This is a genomic window from Roseixanthobacter finlandensis (assembly GCF_043195105.2).
GTDB lineage: Bacteria > Pseudomonadota > Alphaproteobacteria > Rhizobiales > Xanthobacteraceae > NCEH01.
On record NZ_CM195536.1, the window covers coordinates 3,052,543 to 3,068,894 of the forward strand.

Annotated in this window: 15 protein-coding genes; 2 read left to right on the top strand and 13 right to left on the bottom strand. The window is 65.8% G+C overall.

Translation table 11 applies throughout. The features are described from left to right. Positions 1-29: 29 nt before the first annotated feature. From lpdA to eno, 8 genes are all read right to left on the bottom strand, one after another. Positions 30-1,448, bottom strand: coding sequence for a dihydrolipoyl dehydrogenase (gene lpdA / locus V5G24_RS14485; protein ID WP_394081759.1), 1,419 nt, complete (start codon positions 1,446-1,448; stop codon positions 30-32). 160 nt (positions 1,449-1,608) lie between these two features. Further along, the gene (locus V5G24_RS14490) at positions 1,609-1,845 is read right to left on the bottom strand and encodes an HP1242/YdcH family protein (RefSeq protein WP_394081757.1); all 237 of its coding nucleotides are present in this window, start codon (positions 1,843-1,845) and stop codon (positions 1,609-1,611) included. A 143-nt stretch (positions 1,846-1,988) separates the two neighbouring features. Next, complete coding sequence (locus V5G24_RS14495; protein ID WP_394081755.1) at positions 1,989-3,374, bottom strand: pyruvate dehydrogenase complex dihydrolipoamide acetyltransferase; 1,386 nt, start codon at positions 3,372-3,374, stop codon at positions 1,989-1,991. A gap of 12 nt (positions 3,375-3,386) precedes the next feature. Further along, the gene (locus tag V5G24_RS14500) at positions 3,387-4,796 is read right to left on the bottom strand and encodes a pyruvate dehydrogenase complex E1 component subunit beta (protein WP_394081753.1); all 1,410 of its coding nucleotides are present in this window, start codon (positions 4,794-4,796) and stop codon (positions 3,387-3,389) included. 9 nt (positions 4,797-4,805) lie between these two features. Further along, the gene (locus tag V5G24_RS14505) at positions 4,806-5,141 is read right to left on the bottom strand and encodes a hypothetical protein (protein WP_394081751.1); all 336 of its coding nucleotides are present in this window, start codon (positions 5,139-5,141) and stop codon (positions 4,806-4,808) included. A gap of 10 nt (positions 5,142-5,151) precedes the next feature. Beyond that, positions 5,152-6,165, bottom strand: coding sequence for a pyruvate dehydrogenase (acetyl-transferring) E1 component subunit alpha (gene pdhA, locus V5G24_RS14510; protein ID WP_394081749.1), 1,014 nt, complete (start codon positions 6,163-6,165; stop codon positions 5,152-5,154). Between the two features lie 161 nt (positions 6,166-6,326). Further along, entirely contained in the window at positions 6,327-6,644 is a 318-nt protein-coding gene (locus V5G24_RS14515) for an FtsB family cell division protein (RefSeq protein WP_394081747.1), read from the bottom strand. A 174-nt stretch (positions 6,645-6,818) separates the two neighbouring features. After that, on the bottom strand, positions 6,819-8,102 hold the full coding sequence (eno, locus tag V5G24_RS14520) for a phosphopyruvate hydratase (RefSeq protein WP_394081745.1): 1,284 nt from the start codon (positions 8,100-8,102) through the stop codon (positions 6,819-6,821). Between the two features lie 183 nt (positions 8,103-8,285). Here eno and queF point away from each other — a divergent pair, with 183 nt between their 5' ends. Both queF and V5G24_RS14530 read left to right on the top strand, forming a co-directional pair. Continuing rightward, entirely contained in the window at positions 8,286-8,738 is a 453-nt protein-coding gene (gene queF / locus V5G24_RS14525) for a preQ(1) synthase (protein WP_394081743.1), read from the top strand. A 2-nt stretch (positions 8,739-8,740) separates the two neighbouring features. Then, complete coding sequence (locus tag V5G24_RS14530; protein ID WP_394081741.1) at positions 8,741-9,748, top strand: hypothetical protein; 1,008 nt, start codon at positions 8,741-8,743, stop codon at positions 9,746-9,748. A 377-nt stretch (positions 9,749-10,125) separates the two neighbouring features. Here V5G24_RS14530 and V5G24_RS14535 read toward each other — a convergent pair whose 3' ends face one another. From V5G24_RS14535 to V5G24_RS14555, 5 genes are all read right to left on the bottom strand, one after another. Next, positions 10,126-10,446: a DMT family transporter gene (locus V5G24_RS14535; protein ID WP_394081739.1), complete on the bottom strand. Its 321-nt coding sequence runs from the start codon at positions 10,444-10,446 to the stop codon at positions 10,126-10,128. Positions 10,447-10,590: 144 nt separating this feature from the next. Continuing rightward, entirely contained in the window at positions 10,591-11,469 is an 879-nt protein-coding gene (locus V5G24_RS14540) for a VOC family protein (protein ID WP_394081737.1), read from the bottom strand. A gap of 32 nt (positions 11,470-11,501) precedes the next feature. After that, on the bottom strand, positions 11,502-13,130 hold the full coding sequence (gene pyrG / locus V5G24_RS14545; protein ID WP_394081735.1) for a CTP synthase: 1,629 nt from the start codon (positions 13,128-13,130) through the stop codon (positions 11,502-11,504). A gap of 110 nt (positions 13,131-13,240) precedes the next feature. Continuing rightward, positions 13,241-13,651: a preprotein translocase subunit SecG gene (gene secG, locus V5G24_RS14550; RefSeq protein ID WP_394081733.1), complete on the bottom strand. Its 411-nt coding sequence runs from the start codon at positions 13,649-13,651 to the stop codon at positions 13,241-13,243. A 442-nt stretch (positions 13,652-14,093) separates the two neighbouring features. After that, positions 14,094-16,232, bottom strand: a complete 2,139-nt coding sequence (locus tag V5G24_RS14555) for a sodium-translocating pyrophosphatase (RefSeq protein ID WP_394081731.1) — start codon at positions 16,230-16,232, stop codon at positions 14,094-14,096. Positions 16,233-16,352: the final 120 nt, after the last annotated feature.

A 16,352-nucleotide genomic window follows, 5' to 3' on the forward strand; every position in this document is an offset into this window, starting at 1 on the left:
GGTTCCGCCCGGCCCGCGCCGCGCGCCCCTCACATATGGATAACGCGGCCGTACGCGTCCAGCACGCTCTCGTGCATGGTTTCCGAAAGCGTCGGATGCGGGAAGATGGCGTGGATCAGCTCTTCCTCGGTGGTCTCGAGATTCATGGCGATCATGAAGCCCTGGATCAGCTCGGTGACTTCCGCGCCCACGAGATGGGCGCCCAGCAATTCGCCGGTCTTCTTGTCGAAGATGGTTTTCACCAGGCCCTCGGGCTCGCCGAGCGCGATCGCCTTGCCGTTGCCGATGAAGGGGAAGCGGCCGATGCGGACGTCGCGGCCCTGCTCCTTGGCCTTCTTCTCGGTGAGGCCGATGGAGGCGACCTGCGGGTTGCAATAGGTGCAGCCGGGGATCTTGTTCTTGTCGATGGGGTGGGTGTGAAGCCCCTTGATGGTCTCCACGCAGATCACGCCCTCATGCTCGGCCTTGTGGGCCAGCATGGGCGCGCCGGCGACATCGCCGATGGCATAGATGCCGGGCACATTGGTGCGGCCATAGCCATCGGTCACGACGATGCCGCGCTCGATCTTCACGCCGACCGCTTCGAGGCCCAGGCTGTCCACATTGCCGACCACGCCGACGGCGGAGATCATCCGGTCCACCGCGAAATCGTGCTTGGCGCCCTTGTTGTCCTCCACATGGACGGTGAGATTCTCGCCATGCTTGGTGACGCCGCTGACCTTGGCGCCGGTGAGGATCTTCATGCCCTGCTTTTCCAGGCGCTTGCGCACATGGGCAGCAATCTCCTCATCCTCCACGGGGAGGATCTGCGGCAGCACCTCGACCACCGTCACGTCGGCGCCCATGGTCTTGTAGAAGGACGCGAACTCGATGCCGATGGCGCCCGAGCCCATGACCAGCAGGGACTTGGGCATGATGTCCGGCACCATGGCTTCGAAATAGGTCCAGATCAGCTTCTTGTCGGGCTCCAGGCCCGGCAGGGCGCGCGGGCGGGCGCCGGTGGCGACGATGATGTGCTTGGCGGTGTAGTCGCCGCCGCCGAGCGCGCCCTTGGGCGCATTCTCGGCCGCTTCCACCTTCAGCTTTCCGGGGGCGGAAAGGGTCGCCTTGCCCCAGATCACGTCCACCTTGTTCTTCTTCAGCAGGAAGCCGACGCCGGTGGAGAGCTGGCTGGCAACGCCGCGCGAGCGCTTCACCACCGCGCCGATATCGAAGCCCACCTTCTCGGCGGAGAGGCCGTAATCCTTGGCGTGCTCCATATAATGGAACACTTCGGCCGAGCGCAGCAACGCCTTGGTGGGGATGCAGCCCCAGTTCAGGCAGATGCCGCCGAGATGGCTCTTTTCCACCACCGCGGTCTTGAAGCCGAGCTGGGCCGCGCGGATGGCGGCCACATAGCCGCCCGGGCCGCCGCCGATGACGATGATGTCGAAATTGGTCTCAGCCATGGATCTCTCCTTCCCCTCCTGGGCCGCCGGACGCACCGCATCGGCAGAAGGGACCGGGTGGGAATGGGGCCGTGCCCGCCCCGCGCGCGCCGGCGAAAGGCCTCGGCAGGCGACAGGGCCGGCGGGCCGGGTCCGACGCACCAGCGCCGGACCCCAGCCGTCAGCGGGTCAGATAAGCGTAGATTTCATCCTTCAGCCGCACGCGCTCCTTGCGCACGGTGTCGAGCGCAAGGTCGTCCATGGGCTCAAGATCGCTCTCGGCCTTGTGGACCACCTCGTTCACCTTGTCGTACTCGGCAACCAGATGGGCGAAGTGCGGGTCGCTCTGGCGCAGCTCGTGGAGCTTGCCGGCATATTCGGGGAAGTCGGCGGCCAATTGGTGGGGCGTGTGGGACATGAGTGCCTCGTTCTACCTTGGACGCGGCGGCATGCGCGCCGCATGGGCCCTGCTACACCGAAGCCGCCGTGCGACCTTTGATCTGCCGCACAGGAAACCGGCCTTCCGGCCGGCTTCCGCCGCGCTCCTCACACCAGCATGGATCACACCAGCATGGTCATGGGCTTCTCGACGAACTCCTTGAACGCGGCCAGCAGCTCGGCGCCCAGCGCCCCGTCCATCACCCGGTGATCGCAGGTGAGGGTAGCAGTCATCTGGGTGGCGATCTTGATCTCGCCGCCGCGCACCACGGGGCGCTGTTCGGACGCGCCGATGGCGATGATGGAGGATTGCGGGGCGTTGATGATCGCCACGAAATCGCGCACGCCCATCATGCCGAGGTTGGAGATGGAGGTGGAGCCGCCGGAATATTCCTCCGGCTTCAGCTTCTTGGTGCGGGCGCGCGCGGCGAGGTCGCGCATCTCGTTGGAGATGGCGGACAAGGTCTTGGTCTCGGCCTTCTTGATGACCGGGGCATAAAGCCCGCCGTCGATGGCAACCGCCACGCCGACGTCGGAATTCTTCATGCGCAGGATCCGGTCCTCGGCCCACACCGCATTGGCGGCCGGCACCTTCTGCAGCGCCAGCGCCATGGCCTTGATGATGAAGTCGTTGACGGAAACACGGTAGACCGGCTTGCCGTCCTTGTCCTTGGACGCCATGGAATTGACGGTCTCGCGCAGCTTCATCAGATCGTCGAGGTCGCAATCCACGCTGAGATAGAAGGTGGGGGTGAGCTGCTCGCTCTCCACCAGCCGCTTGGCGATGGTCTTGCGCATGCCGTCGAGCTGGACTTCCTCGAAGGACCCCGCCTCGAACATGGCCTTGACCTGGTCGGCGGTCGGCCCGCTGACAGCGGCCTTCGCAGGAGCGGGAGCCGCTGCGGCCGGCGCGGACGCAGGAGCGGCAGCGGCGGCCGGCGCAGCGCCGGGCTTCGCGCCTTCCACATCGCGCGCGACGACACGGCCATGGGGGCCGGAGCCGGGCAGCGCGGCAAGATCGATGCCCTTTTCCTTGGCGAGGCGACGGGCCAGCGGCGAGGCGAACACGCGTCCACCTTGGCCGTTCGCGGCCGGTGCGGCCGGGGGCGTCACTTCGCGTTGGATCGCACCGGCATCGCCGGGGGCGGGAACCTTCGGCGGCGTCTTGTCTTCGGCAATGGCGGCCTGCTTTTGCGGCGAGGCTTCCGCCGGAGCAGCGGGGACTTTGGCGCCGCCGGCGCCGGAGGCGACCGCCTTGGCGTCCTCGCCCTCGCCGGCCAGAACCGCGATGAGCTGGTTCACCGGCACGTCCTGCGTGCCCTCGGGCACCAGGATCTTCGCCATCACGCCTTCATCGACGGCTTCCACTTCCATGGTCGCCTTGTCGGTCTCGATCTCGGCGATCACGTCGCCGGACTTGACGCTGTCGCCTTCCTTCTTGAGCCATTTGGCGAGATTGCCCTTCTCCATGGTGGGAGACAGGGCCGGCATCAGGATTTCGATGGGCATCTGGTCTTCCCCTCAGCGATAGGTCACGGCGCGGACGGCCTCGATCACGTCGGCGACCGTCGGCAGAGCGAGCTTTTCGAGATTGGCGGCATAAGGCATGGGCACATCCTTGCCGGTCACGCGCAGGACCGGCGCGTCGAGATAATCAAACGCATCGGCCATCAGGCGGGCGGAAATCTCGGCGCCGACGCCGGACTGGGCCCAGCCCTCCTCGATGGTCACGCAACGGCCGGTCTTCTTCACCGACTCGATGATGGTCGCGGTATCCATGGGGCGGATGGTGCGCAAATCGATGACTTCCGCCTCGATGCCCTGCTTGGCCAATTCCTCGGCCGCCTTCAGCGCATAGGTCATGCCGATAGACCAGGCCACCAGGGTCACGTCCTTGCCGGCACGCGCGATGCGCGCCTTGCCGATGGGGAGCACGTAATCATCCAGCTTCGGCACCTCGAAGGAATGGCCGTAGAGGATTTCGTTTTCCAGGAAGATGATGGGATTGGGATCGCGGATCGCCGCCTTCAGCAGGCCCTTGGCATCGGCGGCGCTATAGGGCGCGATCACCTTGAGGCCGGGGATATGGCTGTACCAGGAGGTGTAATCCTGGCTGTGCTGGGCGGCGACGCGCGCGGCCGCGCCGTTCGGGCCGCGGAACACGATGGAGCAATGCACCTGGCCACCGGACATATAAAGCGTCTTGGCGGCGGAATTGATGATCTGGTCAATCGCCTGCATGGCGAAGTTGAAGGTCATGAATTCCACGATGGGCTTGAGCCCCGCCATGGCGGCACCGACGCCCATGCCGGCGAAGCCGTGCTCGGTGATGGGGGTATCCACCACGCGCTTGGCGCCGAATTCCTGGAGCAGGCCTTGAGTGATCTTATAGGCGCCCTGATATTCGGCGACTTCCTCGCCCATGACGAACACGTCGGCGTCGCGGCGCATTTCCTCGGCCATGGCGTCGCGCAGGGCCTCGCGTACGGTCATGGTGACCATTTCGGTGCCGGGCGGTACTTCCGGATCCGGCTGGCTCTTCACCTGGGGCGGGTTGGCGACGGCGGAGGGCACGGCCGCCTGCGGGGCGGGCGCGGCAGCGGCCGTGGGGGACGGCTGCGGAGCGGCCGTCGGCGGCGCGCTCTCGGCGGCCTTCTGGGCCGGAGCCGGAGCCGCGTTCGCGTCCTCGCCATCGGCCAGGATCGAGGCGATGGGGGTGTTCACGGCCACGTCCTGCGTGCCCTCGGGCACCAGGATCTTGCCGAGGATGCCCTCGTCCACGGCTTCCACTTCCATGGTGGCCTTATCGGTCTCGATCTCGGCGATCACGTCGCCGGACTTGACGCTGTCGCCCTCTTTCTTAAGCCATTTGGTGAGATTGCCCTTCTCCATGGTGGGGGAGAGGGCCGGCATGAGGATATCGATGGGCATGGCTTCTGCTCAGCTCTTGCTCGACGCGGGCTCGCTCACGCTCGCGGGGGCGGGCGGAACGGGGCGCTGTCTCGTGAGATTGGAATAAGCGGAGGCCGCGGCGGCCGCGACCGTGAGGGAGGCGATGAACAGGATGAGGGCCTTGCCGACCCGCCGGGCATGATCGCCCGCCGCGCCTTCGCGCAGACGGGCGGAAAAGGGCCAGAGCACCAGCAGCGCCTGACGGCGCGCGCTCAACGAGCCGGAGGCGGCCTCGGCCCTCATCCCTTCGCGGATCGCAACGCCCCAGCTCGCGGCTGCACCCGCGAGCGAGGCCAGAAGGAGAATGAGGGCCGGGATCGCCATGGCCGCCGCCTTAGCGCAGGATGTCCGTGTACAGCTCAGAGGGATCGGGCTCGGGATCGTGCGTCGCGAAATCGGCGGCCGCATTGACGACCTCGCGGATTTCGCCGTCGATCGCCTTCAGTTCGTCCTCGCTCACGAGGCCCTTTTCCAGCAGGCGCGCCCGCACCTGCTCGATGGGATCGTGCTCGGTCCGCATCTTCTGCACCTCCTCCTTCGACCGGTATTTCGCCGGATCGGACATGGAGTGGCCGCGATAGCGGTAGGTCTGCATTTCCAGGATATAGGGGCCCTTGCCGTCGCGGGCGAAGCCGAGCGCCCGTTCGGCAGCCGCCTTCACCGCGCGCACGTCCATGCCGTCCACCTGCTCGCCGGGAATGTTGAACGAGGTGCCGCGCTTGGAGAAGTCGGTCTGGGCGGAGGCGCGATTGACCGACGTGCCCATGGCGTATTTGTTGTTCTCGATCACGTACACGGCCGGCAGTTTCCACAGCTCGGCCATGTTGAAGCTCTCATAGACCTGGCCCTGGTTGGCCGCGCCGTCGCCGAAATAGACCACCGAGACCGAGCCATTGTCGCGGTAATGATTGGCGAAGGCGAGGCCGGTGCCGAGCGAGACCTGGGCGCCGACGATGCCGTGGCCCCCGAAAAACTGCTTCTCGATGCTGAACATATGCATCGAGCCGCCCTTGCCCTTGGAATAGCCGCCGCGGCGGCCGGTGAGCTCGGCCATGACGCCCTTGGCTTCCATGCCGGTGGACAGCATGTGGCCGTGGTCGCGATAGCCGGTGATCACCTGATCACCCTTCTTCATGGCCATCTGCATGCCGACCACCACGGCCTCCTGGCCGATATAGAGGTGGCAGAAGCCGCCGATCAGACCCATGCCATACATCTGGCCGGCCTTTTCCTCGAAGCGGCGGATCAGGAGCATCTCGCGATACGCGTGAAGTTCCTGCTCCTTGCTGAAGTCCGGTATCGCGCCGGGCGCGGCTTCGGTGCGGGCGACTGCCTTTTTTACGGCCATCTCATCCTCGGGACACGCTGGAACCGAGGAGTCTCTAGCGCACCTCCGAGACGACTCAAAGCGCCATTTGCATCGTGCTGCACCGCAACACGTTGCAAACGCTTGACTCTGCTGGGTTGAACTGGATTTCAGTTAATTGATGTCATGAACTTGTAACAAGTTCATGAGCGAGGTTTCAGCAGCACAAGGTCCTTCGCATTGACGAAATCCAGCTGCCGGCGTCCCTCTTCATCCAGCAGGTCCGGATCGAGCCGCGAGGCCTGGAGCAGGGAGACCTTGTTCTCGATCGCGCGCCGCTGGGCCTTCAGCGCCGCCAGCTCGCCTTCGAGCTGCGCCATCTCCACCTGGAAGTTGCGCTTCGCCATCAGGCCGTGCTGGCCATTATAGGCATGGTACGCGAAATAGCCGATGACACCCCCGGAGAGGGTGTAGAGCAGCAGTGCGAACAGGAAGGAGCGCAGGCGCGAGCGTGTTTGCATGCCGCCATCCTGCCCCATCGCGGTTGCTGGGGGGTTAAGACTCGCAGTCCTTGGAATCTCCCGCTGTGGCGCCATCCCCGCGGCTGGGCTGGCAAGCCCGGCCTTGGCCTAGAACGAGAAAAGGCGGAGCGTCGCCGCCCCGCCTTCCGCATTTTAAAAGCTTGCGGCAAACGCTCAGGCGAGCGCCTTCAGCGCGGCCTTGCCGGCGTACTTCGCCGCATCGCCCAGTTCCTGCTCGATGCGCAGCAGCTGATTATATTTCGCGGTGCGATCCGAACGGGACAGCGAGCCGGTCTTGATCTGCCCGCAATTGGTCGCCACCGCGAGATCGGCGATGGTGGAATCCTCGGTCTCGCCCGAACGGTGGGACATAACCGCGCGATAGCCCGCCTTATGGGCCATTTCCACCGTTTCCAGCGTCTCGGTGAGCGAACCAATCTGGTTCACCTTCACCAGGATGGCGTTGCCGGTGGCTTCCTTGATGCCGCGCGACAGGCGGGTGACATTGGTGACGAACAGATCGTCGCCCACCAGCTGGCACTTGGAGCCGATGGTATCGGTCAGCAGCTTCCAACCCGCCCAGTCGTCCTCGGACATGCCGTCCTCGATGGTGACGATGGGATAGCGCGACACGAGGTCGGCCAGATACTTCACCTGGGCCTCGATATCGCGGACCAGCTTCTCGCCTTCATAATGATAGGCGCCGTCCTTGAAGAATTCGGTGGCAGCGCAATCGAGGCCGAGGAGCACGTCCTCGCCGGGCCGATAGCCGGCCTTCTCGATCGCCTTCATGATGAAGGAGAGCGCATCGTCGGCGCTCAGCAGGTTCGGGGCGAAGCCGCCCTCGTCGCCCACATTGGTGTTGTGGCCGGCGTCCTTCAGGCCCTTCTTCAGGGTCTGGAAGATTTCCGAGCCGATCCGCAGCGCGTCCGCGAAGGTGGGCGCGCCGGCGGGCAGGATCATGAATTCCTGGAAGTCGATGGGATTGTCCGCATGGGCGCCACCATTGACGATGTTCATCATCGGCACCGGCAAGGTGCGGGCGTTCACGCCGCCGACATAGCGATAGAGCGGCAGATTGTTGGAGATCGCCGCCGCCTTGGCCACCGCCAGCGAGACGCCGAGGATGGCGTTGGCGCCGAGGCGGGCCTTGTTGGGCGTGCCGTCGAGGGCGATCAAGGTGGCGTCGAGCTTGGCCTGGTCCTCGGCATCGAAGCCGCCGACGGCATCGAAGATCTCGCCGTTCACCGCATCCACGGCCTTCAGCACACCCTTGCCGCCGTAGCGGGACTTGTCGCCGTCGCGCAGTTCCACGGCCTCATGGGCGCCCGTGGAGGCGCCGGAGGGGACGGCCGCGCGGCCGAGGGAGCCGTCTTCCAGCACCACGTCCACTTCCACCGTGGGATTGCCGCGGCTGTCCAGGATTTCGCGGCCCATGATATCGACGATGGCGGTCATTGGAATGTCCCTCCCTTTGGTCCTGGAGCCGAGATGTCCAGGCGCGCCCGATGTCGCGGCCGCTTCTAGCGCGAACCCGCGCGGCTGCGAAGGGGCGATGGGAGCGGCACCTTGCCCGTTTTCGGCTAATGTCCTGTTCCAGAATCCGACGGGACCGCCTCTTTTGCCGCACAAGGACTTGTCATGACTTCCGCCGACCTCCAGCTCGGTCGCGAGACCGCCCTGCCCGCCTCGCCCGAAACGGCGGTGCTGGATCGCGTGCCCAATCCGCACCCGGACGTGGATTATGTGGCGCGGTTCACCTGTCCCGAATTCACCTCGCTCTGCCCGGTCACCGGCCAACCCGATTTCGCCCATGTCGTGATCGACTATGTGCCGGACCAGTTCCTGGTGGAATCCAAGTCGCTGAAGCTCTATTTCGCCAGCTTCCGCAACCATGGCGCCTTCCACGAGGATTGCACCATCGCCATCGGCAAGCGCCTGGTGGGGCTGCTGGCGCCGCGGTTTTTGCGAATCGCGGGCTATTGGTATCCGAGGGGAGGCATACCCATTGATGTTTTCTGGCAGACTGGGGATCTGCCTAAGGGCGCCTGGCTGCCGGACACGGGAGTTGCGCCCTATCGCGGAAGGGGATGACCATGCCCAGTTTGGTGATCACCAATGGGGATGCGGCGGTCGAGCGCCTGAAGGCCGGCGGGATTGCCGGCCATTTCCTGCCTTGGCGGGACATGCTCCATGACGGCCCGGTTCCCGCCGACCCGTCTCTCGCCATCGTGGCGGATGTCCGCGCCGCGTTTCTCTCCCAATCGCTTGGGCTGGAATTCGATTCCGTCCGGGCTGATTTCGCCGAGCGCGACGGACAGCTGGAGATCCACATCGCCTTCACCTGCGTGGACCTGTGGTTCGAGCACGACCTTTACGACCAGCTCCAGCTCATACAATTGCTGGATTATTTCGCCCACGAGCCGGAGCGTCTGGGCCTGCGGCTCATCCAGTCGGACCATTATCTCGGCCTGATGGACGAAACGCAGGTGCATGAGCTGGCGCAGCGGGCCTGCCCGGTCAGTGCCGTGCAATTGGAGACCGCGAGCGAGGCCTGGGAGGCCTTCACGGCGCCGACGCCGCGGGCCCTTGCCCGATTCGTCAAGCAGCCGAGCCCGGCCCTGCCCTTCCTGGTGCCGGCCCTGCGCCGGGCGCTGGCCGAACTGCCCGCGCCGCGCACCGGGCTTTCGCTCACCGAGGAACGCATCCTGCGCCAGCTGGTGGACGGGCCGCAGAGCGTCGCCCATGTCTATGGCGCCGTGCACAAGATGGACGAGGCGCAGTTTCTCGCCGATCTGCCTTTTTTCCTGCGATTGGACGGACTTGCCTTCGCCCATGAGCCGCTGATCGAGGGGCTGCCCTTCACCTCCAGCGAGTGCAAGCCGTTCCGTGCGAGCACGCCGGCGGGGCCGGAGGAGATCACCTATCGCACCTTCGCCACGGCCGAAATCGCTCTGACAGAAGCCGGGCATGCAGCGCTGAAGGGCAGTTTCGACCATGCCTGCGAGAATGCCATCGACCGCTGGCTGGGGGGAACGCGCCTCCAGCCGGGCGCCATGTGGCGGTACGACCGCAATGCGGAACGCTTGATCGACCCCAATTAAGCGGACCCGCCGAAACCCGGCGGTCGCACAGATCCCGCAAAATGTTTCACGTGAAACAATGGCTTAGCGCGGACGAACAGCGGATCAAAGGGGCCTCTCCGCCCTCTGCGGGCCGACCGAACCGCGATTTCGGCCGAAGTTCGGGCGCTACTTTCGGGGCGCGCCCGAACCCTTCGGCAAACGCGCCCCGCGCCGGCTGGATGGCGCGGCCCGGTAGCCAGTCGTCATGGCCGGGCCTGTCCCGGCCATCCACGCTTCGCCACCCGCGCCATGCTTGAACGCCAGCGCCAGCGGTTCCACGTGGATGCACGGGACAAGCCCGTGCATGACGATGCTCTGCTGCAACGCGGCGTCAAGCCATGAAGGTCGATCGACCCCTAAGCCGGGGTCAGCAGCTTCAGCCCCACGATGCCGGCGGCGATCAGGCCGATGCAGCCGAGGCGCAAGGCGCCGGCGGGCTCGTTCAGCACGAAGATGCCGATCAGCACCGTGCCGACGAGGCCGATGCCGGTCCACACGGCATAGGCCGTGCCCAGCGGAAGATCGCGCAGGGAGAGGCCGAGCAGGCCGATGCTGGCGGTGAAGGTAGCCGCCGTGAACACGGTCGGCCAGAGGCGGGTGAAGCCTTCCGTATGCTTCAGCCCAAACGCCCACCCAATTTCCGCGATCCCGGCGAGAGCCAGGTAAACCCAGGACATGGGACGCTCCGGTACAAGCGGGGTCGTCCCCACCGATCCACCGAAAGGGGCAAGGTCGTCCCGCCCCCGGCCGCGCCTGCACGGCACGCCTATTGAGAATATTATTTTCTCAATAAGAATATTCTAGCGTGCACTCCCGCCAATTCAAGCCGCACCCGCCGGGCGCTCCACCACCAAGGCGGCGCCGAGCGCGCTCGACGGCTTCACCACCACGATGCCCTCGATGGCCTCTTCCACCATGCCGCGCGCCTGCAGCGAGCGGCGCAGGCTGGCGGCGCCGGGCGAATGGAAGCGAATGGCGGCCAGCCGCAGGCCTTCGCCGGCGGGGGCGGGCACGCCGTAGCGCTGGGTGAAATTGGCGCGGGTCATCAGGTCGATCTCGCCGCGCGGCGTCTGCGCCACATACCAGTCGTCGCTGGCGCGACGGGGCGTCACGCCGGTCAGCGTATCGAGGAAGCTGACGTGATCCACGAGGCTTTCCGACACCAGCACCACCCCCGAAACCCCGGTGATGCCATTGGCGTGGCGCTGAAGATCGGGCGACCAGAAATTCTCCGGCCGATGCTGCGTGCAGGTGAAGAAGCCCACGTCCGGGGCCAGCGGATCGACGGCGAAGGCCAGCGCGAAGGCCACTTCCACGTCATTCCCGTCGGGCCTGCGTGCCATGCGCGAGAATTCGAACAGGTCGAAGCCGCCGAAGCCGGCCGCGTCGAACGTCGCCTTCTCTCCGGCCGGGTCGGTGCCCTCCAGCACCAGCATGGAGAGGCCTTCTCCATTGCGGGCGAGGAAATCTCGATTGAAGGCGCCGAAGGAAAACTGCTCCGGCGTGCCGGCGGGGATCTTCTGCGGCTCAGAGATTTCCAGCAGCTCGATGAAGAAGCCGGGCATCTGGACGATGCGGTTCTGGGTGCCCCAGGGATGGCGGTTGCGTGGGCTGACGGTGAAGCCGAGCAGGTCGTAGACCTCCCCCGCCGCATCGAGATCGCGCACCACATGGACGACGTGATCGAGACCTCTGCGCATGGGGGAACTCCTTTTACCCGTGGGATGCCGCGCTAGACCAGCCGGCTCTGCTCCATCGCCGCGCCGACGAAGGACGCGAACAAGGGATGCGGCTCGAACGGCCGCGACTTCAGCTCGGGGTGGAATTGAACGCCGATGAACCAGGGGTGGTCGGCATATTCCACGATTTCCGGCAGCAGCCCGTCGGGCGACATGCCGGAGAAGCGTAGGCCGTGCTGTTCCAGCCGGTCCTTATAGGCGGTGTTCACTTCGTAACGATGACGATGGCGCTCATAAATGTCGCTCTCGCCGTAAATCTCACCCACCCGGCTGCCGGGATTGAGCACCGCGTGATAGGCGCCGAGCCGCATGGTGCCGCCAAGGTCGCCCGCCGCCGAGCGGCGCTCCAGCTCATTGCCCTTGAGCCATTCGGTAAGCAGGCCCACCACCGGCTCGCTGGTCTCGCCGAATTCGGTGGAATTGGCGTTCTGCACGCCGGCGAGATTGCGGGCCGCCTCGATCACCGCCATCTGCATGCCGAAACAGATGCCGAAATAGGGCACCTTGCGTTCGCGGGCGAACTGGGCGGCGCGGATCTTCCCTTCCGCTCCGCGCTGGCCGAAGCCGCCGGGCACCAGGATGCCGTGCACATGCTCCAGGAACGGCACGGGGTCCTCGTGCTCGAAGGTCTCGCTCTCGATCCAGTCGAGATTGACCTTCACCTTGTTCGCGATGCCGCCATGGGCCAAAGCCTCGATCAGCGACTTATAGGCATCCTTCAGGCCGGTATATTTGCCGACCACGGCAATGGTGACCTCGCCTTCCGGATTGCGCACCCGCTGCTCGATGGTGGACCAGCGCTTCAGGTTCGGCGCCGGCGCGGGATCGATGCCGAACGCGGCCAGCACTTCCGTATCCAGCCCCTCGGCATGATAGGCGGCGGGCACGGCGTAGATATTGTCCACGTCCCGCGCCTCGATCACCGCGCTTTCCCGCACGTTGCAGAACAGCGAGAGCTTGCGCCGTTCCTCGCGCGGGATCGCCCGGTCGGTGCGGCACAAAAGGATGTCGGGCTGGATGCCGATGGAGCGCAGCTCCTTCACCGAATGCTGGGTCGGCTTGGTCTTCAATTCCCCGGCCGAGGGAATGAAGGGCATCAACGTCAGATGGATGAAGATGGCATGGCCGCGCGGCAGCTCGTTCTTGAGCTGGCGGGTCGCCTCGAAGAACGGCAGGCCCTCGATGTCGCCCACGGTTCCGCCCACCTCGATGAGTACGAAATCGTAGCTCTCATTGCCCTCCAGGACGAAGTCCTTGATGGCATTGGTGACATGCGGGATCACCTGGACCGTGGCGCCGAGATAATCGCCGCGCCGCTCCTTGGTGATGATGTCCTGATAGATGCGGCCGGTGGTGACATTGTCCCGCTTGGTGGCGGGGCGGCCGGTGAAGCGCTCGTAATGGCCGAGGTCGAGATCGGTCTCGGCCCCGTCGTCGGTCACGAACACTTCGCCATGCTGATACGGGCTCATGGTGCCCGGATCGACGTTCAGATAGGGGTCCAGCTTGCGCAGCCGAACCGTATAGCCACGCGCCTGAAGAAGCGCGCCCAAGGCTGCGGAAGCGAGGCCCTTGCCCAGTGAGGACACGACGCCGCCGGTGATGAAGATATAGCGCGCCATGGGCTTAAACTCTAATCCGCGCAAACGCGATTCGGCGAGAGCAATGCCATTCCGGCATCGCCTCGCCTGTGGAGAACCTCATATCGCGGCGCGACCGCCGCGATACACGATCACTGAGACTTCGGAACCTGCGGGCCGCTGGGCGCCGGTGCGGCTTCCGGGGCAGGCGCGGGTGCGGCCTGGCCAGCCGGCGCCTGCTGGCGGAGCTGATCGAGAATCGTGCCGCCGCTCTGGGGAACCGAGGGGCCGCTCGGAGCGGCCGGGGTCAGCAGGTCCGGCGGGGTGCGACCCCAGCCGGCCAGAATGGTCAGCGAAATCGAGGTGACGAAGAAGATGCCGGCGAGGATCGCGGTGACACGCGTCAGCAGATTGGCGCTTCCGCGCGCGGTGAAGAAGCCGCCGCCGGAGCCGCCGCCCCCGCCACCGATGCCCAGGCCACCGCCCTCGGAACGCTGGATCAGTACCACGCCGATCAGCGCGAGCACCACCATCAGATGAATGACGATCAAAACAGTCTGCATGGAATCCACGTCTTCGCGCCGGCGTCCGCCAAAAGGCCGGGCAACCGCGCACAGGTCCGGAAAAAGTCAGTCGGGCGCGTTCCTACACGATCGCGTCGGGCAATGAAAGAGTGCCTGATTTCGCAGCACCTCCCCGCGCCCTGCATGGCACGCGGATCTTGCGGCGCACGCCGCGCCCCACCATGGCAAAGCCGATGATCCATACCGCTCCGCTGACGCTGCGGCCGCGCGCTAAGGTCGATTTCGCCGCCACACAGGCGAAGAGGCCGAGGCACGCGCCGATCGCGCCGCCCAACCCGGCGCCGCGCCGGTGCCGGCAGAAAAAGCGATGCGGAAGCGATTCGGAAGCCGGCTTTGCTCTGCACCCGAGAGATCCCCTCTCCCCGACGGGGAGAGGGTTAGGGTGAGGGGCCGCGCGCCGATGACGCGTCCCTGCCCGCCCCTAATGCGCCAGCACCGCCAGCAGCAGCAAAGCGACGATGTTGGTGATCTTGATCATGGGGTTCACGGCCGGTCCCGCCGTGTCCTTATAGGGATCACCCACCGTGTCGCCGGTCACGGACGCCTTGTGCGCGTCCGAGCCCTTGTAGTGGCGCACGCCGTCCTTATCCACGAAGCCGTCCTCGAACGATTTCTTGGCATTGTCCCAGGCGCCGCCGCCCGAGGTCATGGAGATGGCGACGAACAGGCCGGTGACGATCACCCCCAGCAGCATGGCGCCCACCGCCGAGAAGGCGGCGGATTTTCCCGCCACCCCGCCGCCCGCCACCAGATAGATGAGGTAATAGCAGACGATGGGCGAGAGCACCGGCAGCAGGGAGGGGATGACCATCTCCTTGATGGCGGCTTTCGTGAGCAGATCCACGGCGCGGGAATAATCCGGCTTCTCGGCATAGGTCATGATGCCGGGATGCTCGCGGAACTGGCGCCGCACCTCTTCCACGATCGCGCCGGCTGCCCGTCCCACCGCCGTCATGCCCATGGCGGCGAACAGGAACGGCAGCAGGCCGCCGAACAGCAGGCCCACCACCACATAGGGATTTTCCAGCGAGAAGTTCGGCGTGACCCCGGCGAAATAGCTGCCGGGGGCGGCCGTGCTGGTGAAGAATTTCAAATCCTGGCTATAGGCCGCGAACAGCACCAAAGCGCCGAGGCCGGCGGAGCCGATGGCATAGCCCTTGGTGACCGCCTTGGTGGTGTTGCCCACCGCGTCCAGCGCATCGGTGGAATGGCGCACCTCCGGGGGAAGGCCGGCCATTTCCGCGATGCCGCCGGCATTGTCCGTCACCGGGCCGAAGGCATCGAGCGCGACCACCATGCCCGCCAGCGCCAGCATGGTCGTCGCGGCGATCGCGATGCCGAACAGGCCGGCAAGCCCATGGGCCACCAGGATGCCGGCGATGATCACGAGCGTCGGCATCGCGGTGGATTCCAGCGAGATGGCCAGGCCCTGGATGATGTTCGTGCCGTGCCCCGTCACCGAAGCCTGGGCGATGGACACCACCGGGCGATAGCCGGTGCCGGTGTAATATTCGGTGATGACGACGATGGCGCCCGTCACCGCGAGCCCGGCGACGCCCGCCAGGAACAGGCTGGTGCCGGTGAGGGCGCTGCCGGAGATCGGCCCGAAGCCCACCAGCACCCAGGTGACGAAGGCGAGCGCGAACACCGAGAGCCCGGCGCTCGCGCCGAACCCCTTGTAGAGCGCGCCCATGATCGAGGAAGTCGGCCCGAGCCGCACGAAGAAGGTGCCCGCGATGGAGGTGATGATGCATACGCCGCCGATGGCGAGCGGATAGAGCAGCATGGATTCCAGCGCCGGCGTATTGGCGAAGAAGATCGCCGCCAGCACCATGGTGGCCACCACGGTGACCACATAGGTCTCGAACAGATCGGCGGCCATGCCGGCGCAATCGCCGACATTGTCGCCTACGTTGTCGGCGATGGTGGCGGGATTGCGCGGATCATCCTCCGGGATGCCGGCCTCCACCTTGCCCACGAGATCGCCGCCCACGTCCGCACCCTTGGTGAAGATGCCGCCGCCGAGCCGCGCGAAGATGGAGATCAGCGAGGCGCCGAAGCCGAGCGCCACCAGCGCGTCGACGACGGTTCGGCTGCCCGGCGCCATGCCGAGGCCCTTGGTGAGCACGGCGAAATAAACCGTCACCCCAAGCAATGCGAGACCGGCCACCAGCATGCCGGTGACCGCGCCGGCCTTGAAGGCCAAGTCCAACCCGCCGGCGAGCGATTTCGTCGCCGCCTGGGCGGTGCGCACATTGGCGCGGACCGAAACATTCATGCCGATGAAGCCGGCCAGCGCCGAGAGGATCGCGCCCACGGCGAAACCGACCGCCACCAGCCAGCCCAGCAAAAATCCAACCGCAATGAAAATGACGACGCCGACGATCCCGATGGTCGTATATTGGCGCTTGAGATAGGCCTGCGCGCCTTCCGCGATGGCGGCCGCGATTTCCTGCATCCGCGCATTGCCCGGATCGGCCGACATGACCGCGCGCCCGGCCCAGACTCCGTAGCCGACGGCCAGCAGGCCGCAGGCGATGATCACCACCAATGCCAACATGAATCCACCCCTACATTTCCGCCCAGGTTTTCTTGTCTTATGGGGGGAGTGTGAGGGGTGCGCCGGAAAGTCGCAATCGTCTCTTTGCGGTATTCGCCCGGGCGGCGGGCGGCATAACAG

Excerpts from the sequence above, each read along its gene's own strand:
- lpdA (WP_394081759.1), bottom strand. The coding sequence starts at position 1,448 with ATGGCTGAGACCAATTTCGACATCATCGTCATCGGCGGCGGCCCGGGC.
- V5G24_RS14490 (WP_394081757.1), bottom strand. The coding sequence starts at position 1,845 with ATGTCCCACACGCCCCACCAATTGGCCGCCGACTTCCCCGAATATGCC.
- V5G24_RS14495 (WP_394081755.1), bottom strand. The coding sequence starts at position 3,374 with ATGCCCATCGAAATCCTGATGCCGGCCCTGTCTCCCACCATGGAGAAG.
- V5G24_RS14500 (WP_394081753.1), bottom strand. The coding sequence starts at position 4,796 with ATGCCCATCGATATCCTCATGCCGGCCCTCTCCCCCACCATGGAGAAG.
- V5G24_RS14505 (WP_394081751.1), bottom strand. The coding sequence starts at position 5,141 with ATGGCGATCCCGGCCCTCATTCTCCTTCTGGCCTCGCTCGCGGGTGCA.
- pdhA (WP_394081749.1), bottom strand. The coding sequence starts at position 6,165 with ATGGCCGTAAAAAAGGCAGTCGCCCGCACCGAAGCCGCGCCCGGCGCG.
- V5G24_RS14515 (WP_394081747.1), bottom strand. The coding sequence starts at position 6,644 with ATGCAAACACGCTCGCGCCTGCGCTCCTTCCTGTTCGCACTGCTGCTC.
- eno (WP_394081745.1), bottom strand. The coding sequence starts at position 8,102 with ATGACCGCCATCGTCGATATCATGGGCCGCGAAATCCTGGACAGCCGC.
- queF (WP_394081743.1), top strand. The coding sequence starts at position 8,286 with ATGACTTCCGCCGACCTCCAGCTCGGTCGCGAGACCGCCCTGCCCGCC.
- V5G24_RS14530 (WP_394081741.1), top strand. The coding sequence starts at position 8,741 with ATGCCCAGTTTGGTGATCACCAATGGGGATGCGGCGGTCGAGCGCCTG.
- V5G24_RS14535 (WP_394081739.1), bottom strand. The coding sequence starts at position 10,446 with ATGTCCTGGGTTTACCTGGCTCTCGCCGGGATCGCGGAAATTGGGTGG.
- V5G24_RS14540 (WP_394081737.1), bottom strand. The coding sequence starts at position 11,469 with ATGCGCAGAGGTCTCGATCACGTCGTCCATGTGGTGCGCGATCTCGAT.
- pyrG (WP_394081735.1), bottom strand. The coding sequence starts at position 13,130 with ATGGCGCGCTATATCTTCATCACCGGCGGCGTCGTGTCCTCACTGGGC.
- secG (WP_394081733.1), bottom strand. The coding sequence starts at position 13,651 with ATGCAGACTGTTTTGATCGTCATTCATCTGATGGTGGTGCTCGCGCTG.
- V5G24_RS14555 (WP_394081731.1), bottom strand. The coding sequence starts at position 16,232 with ATGTTGGCATTGGTGGTGATCATCGCCTGCGGCCTGCTGGCCGTCGGC.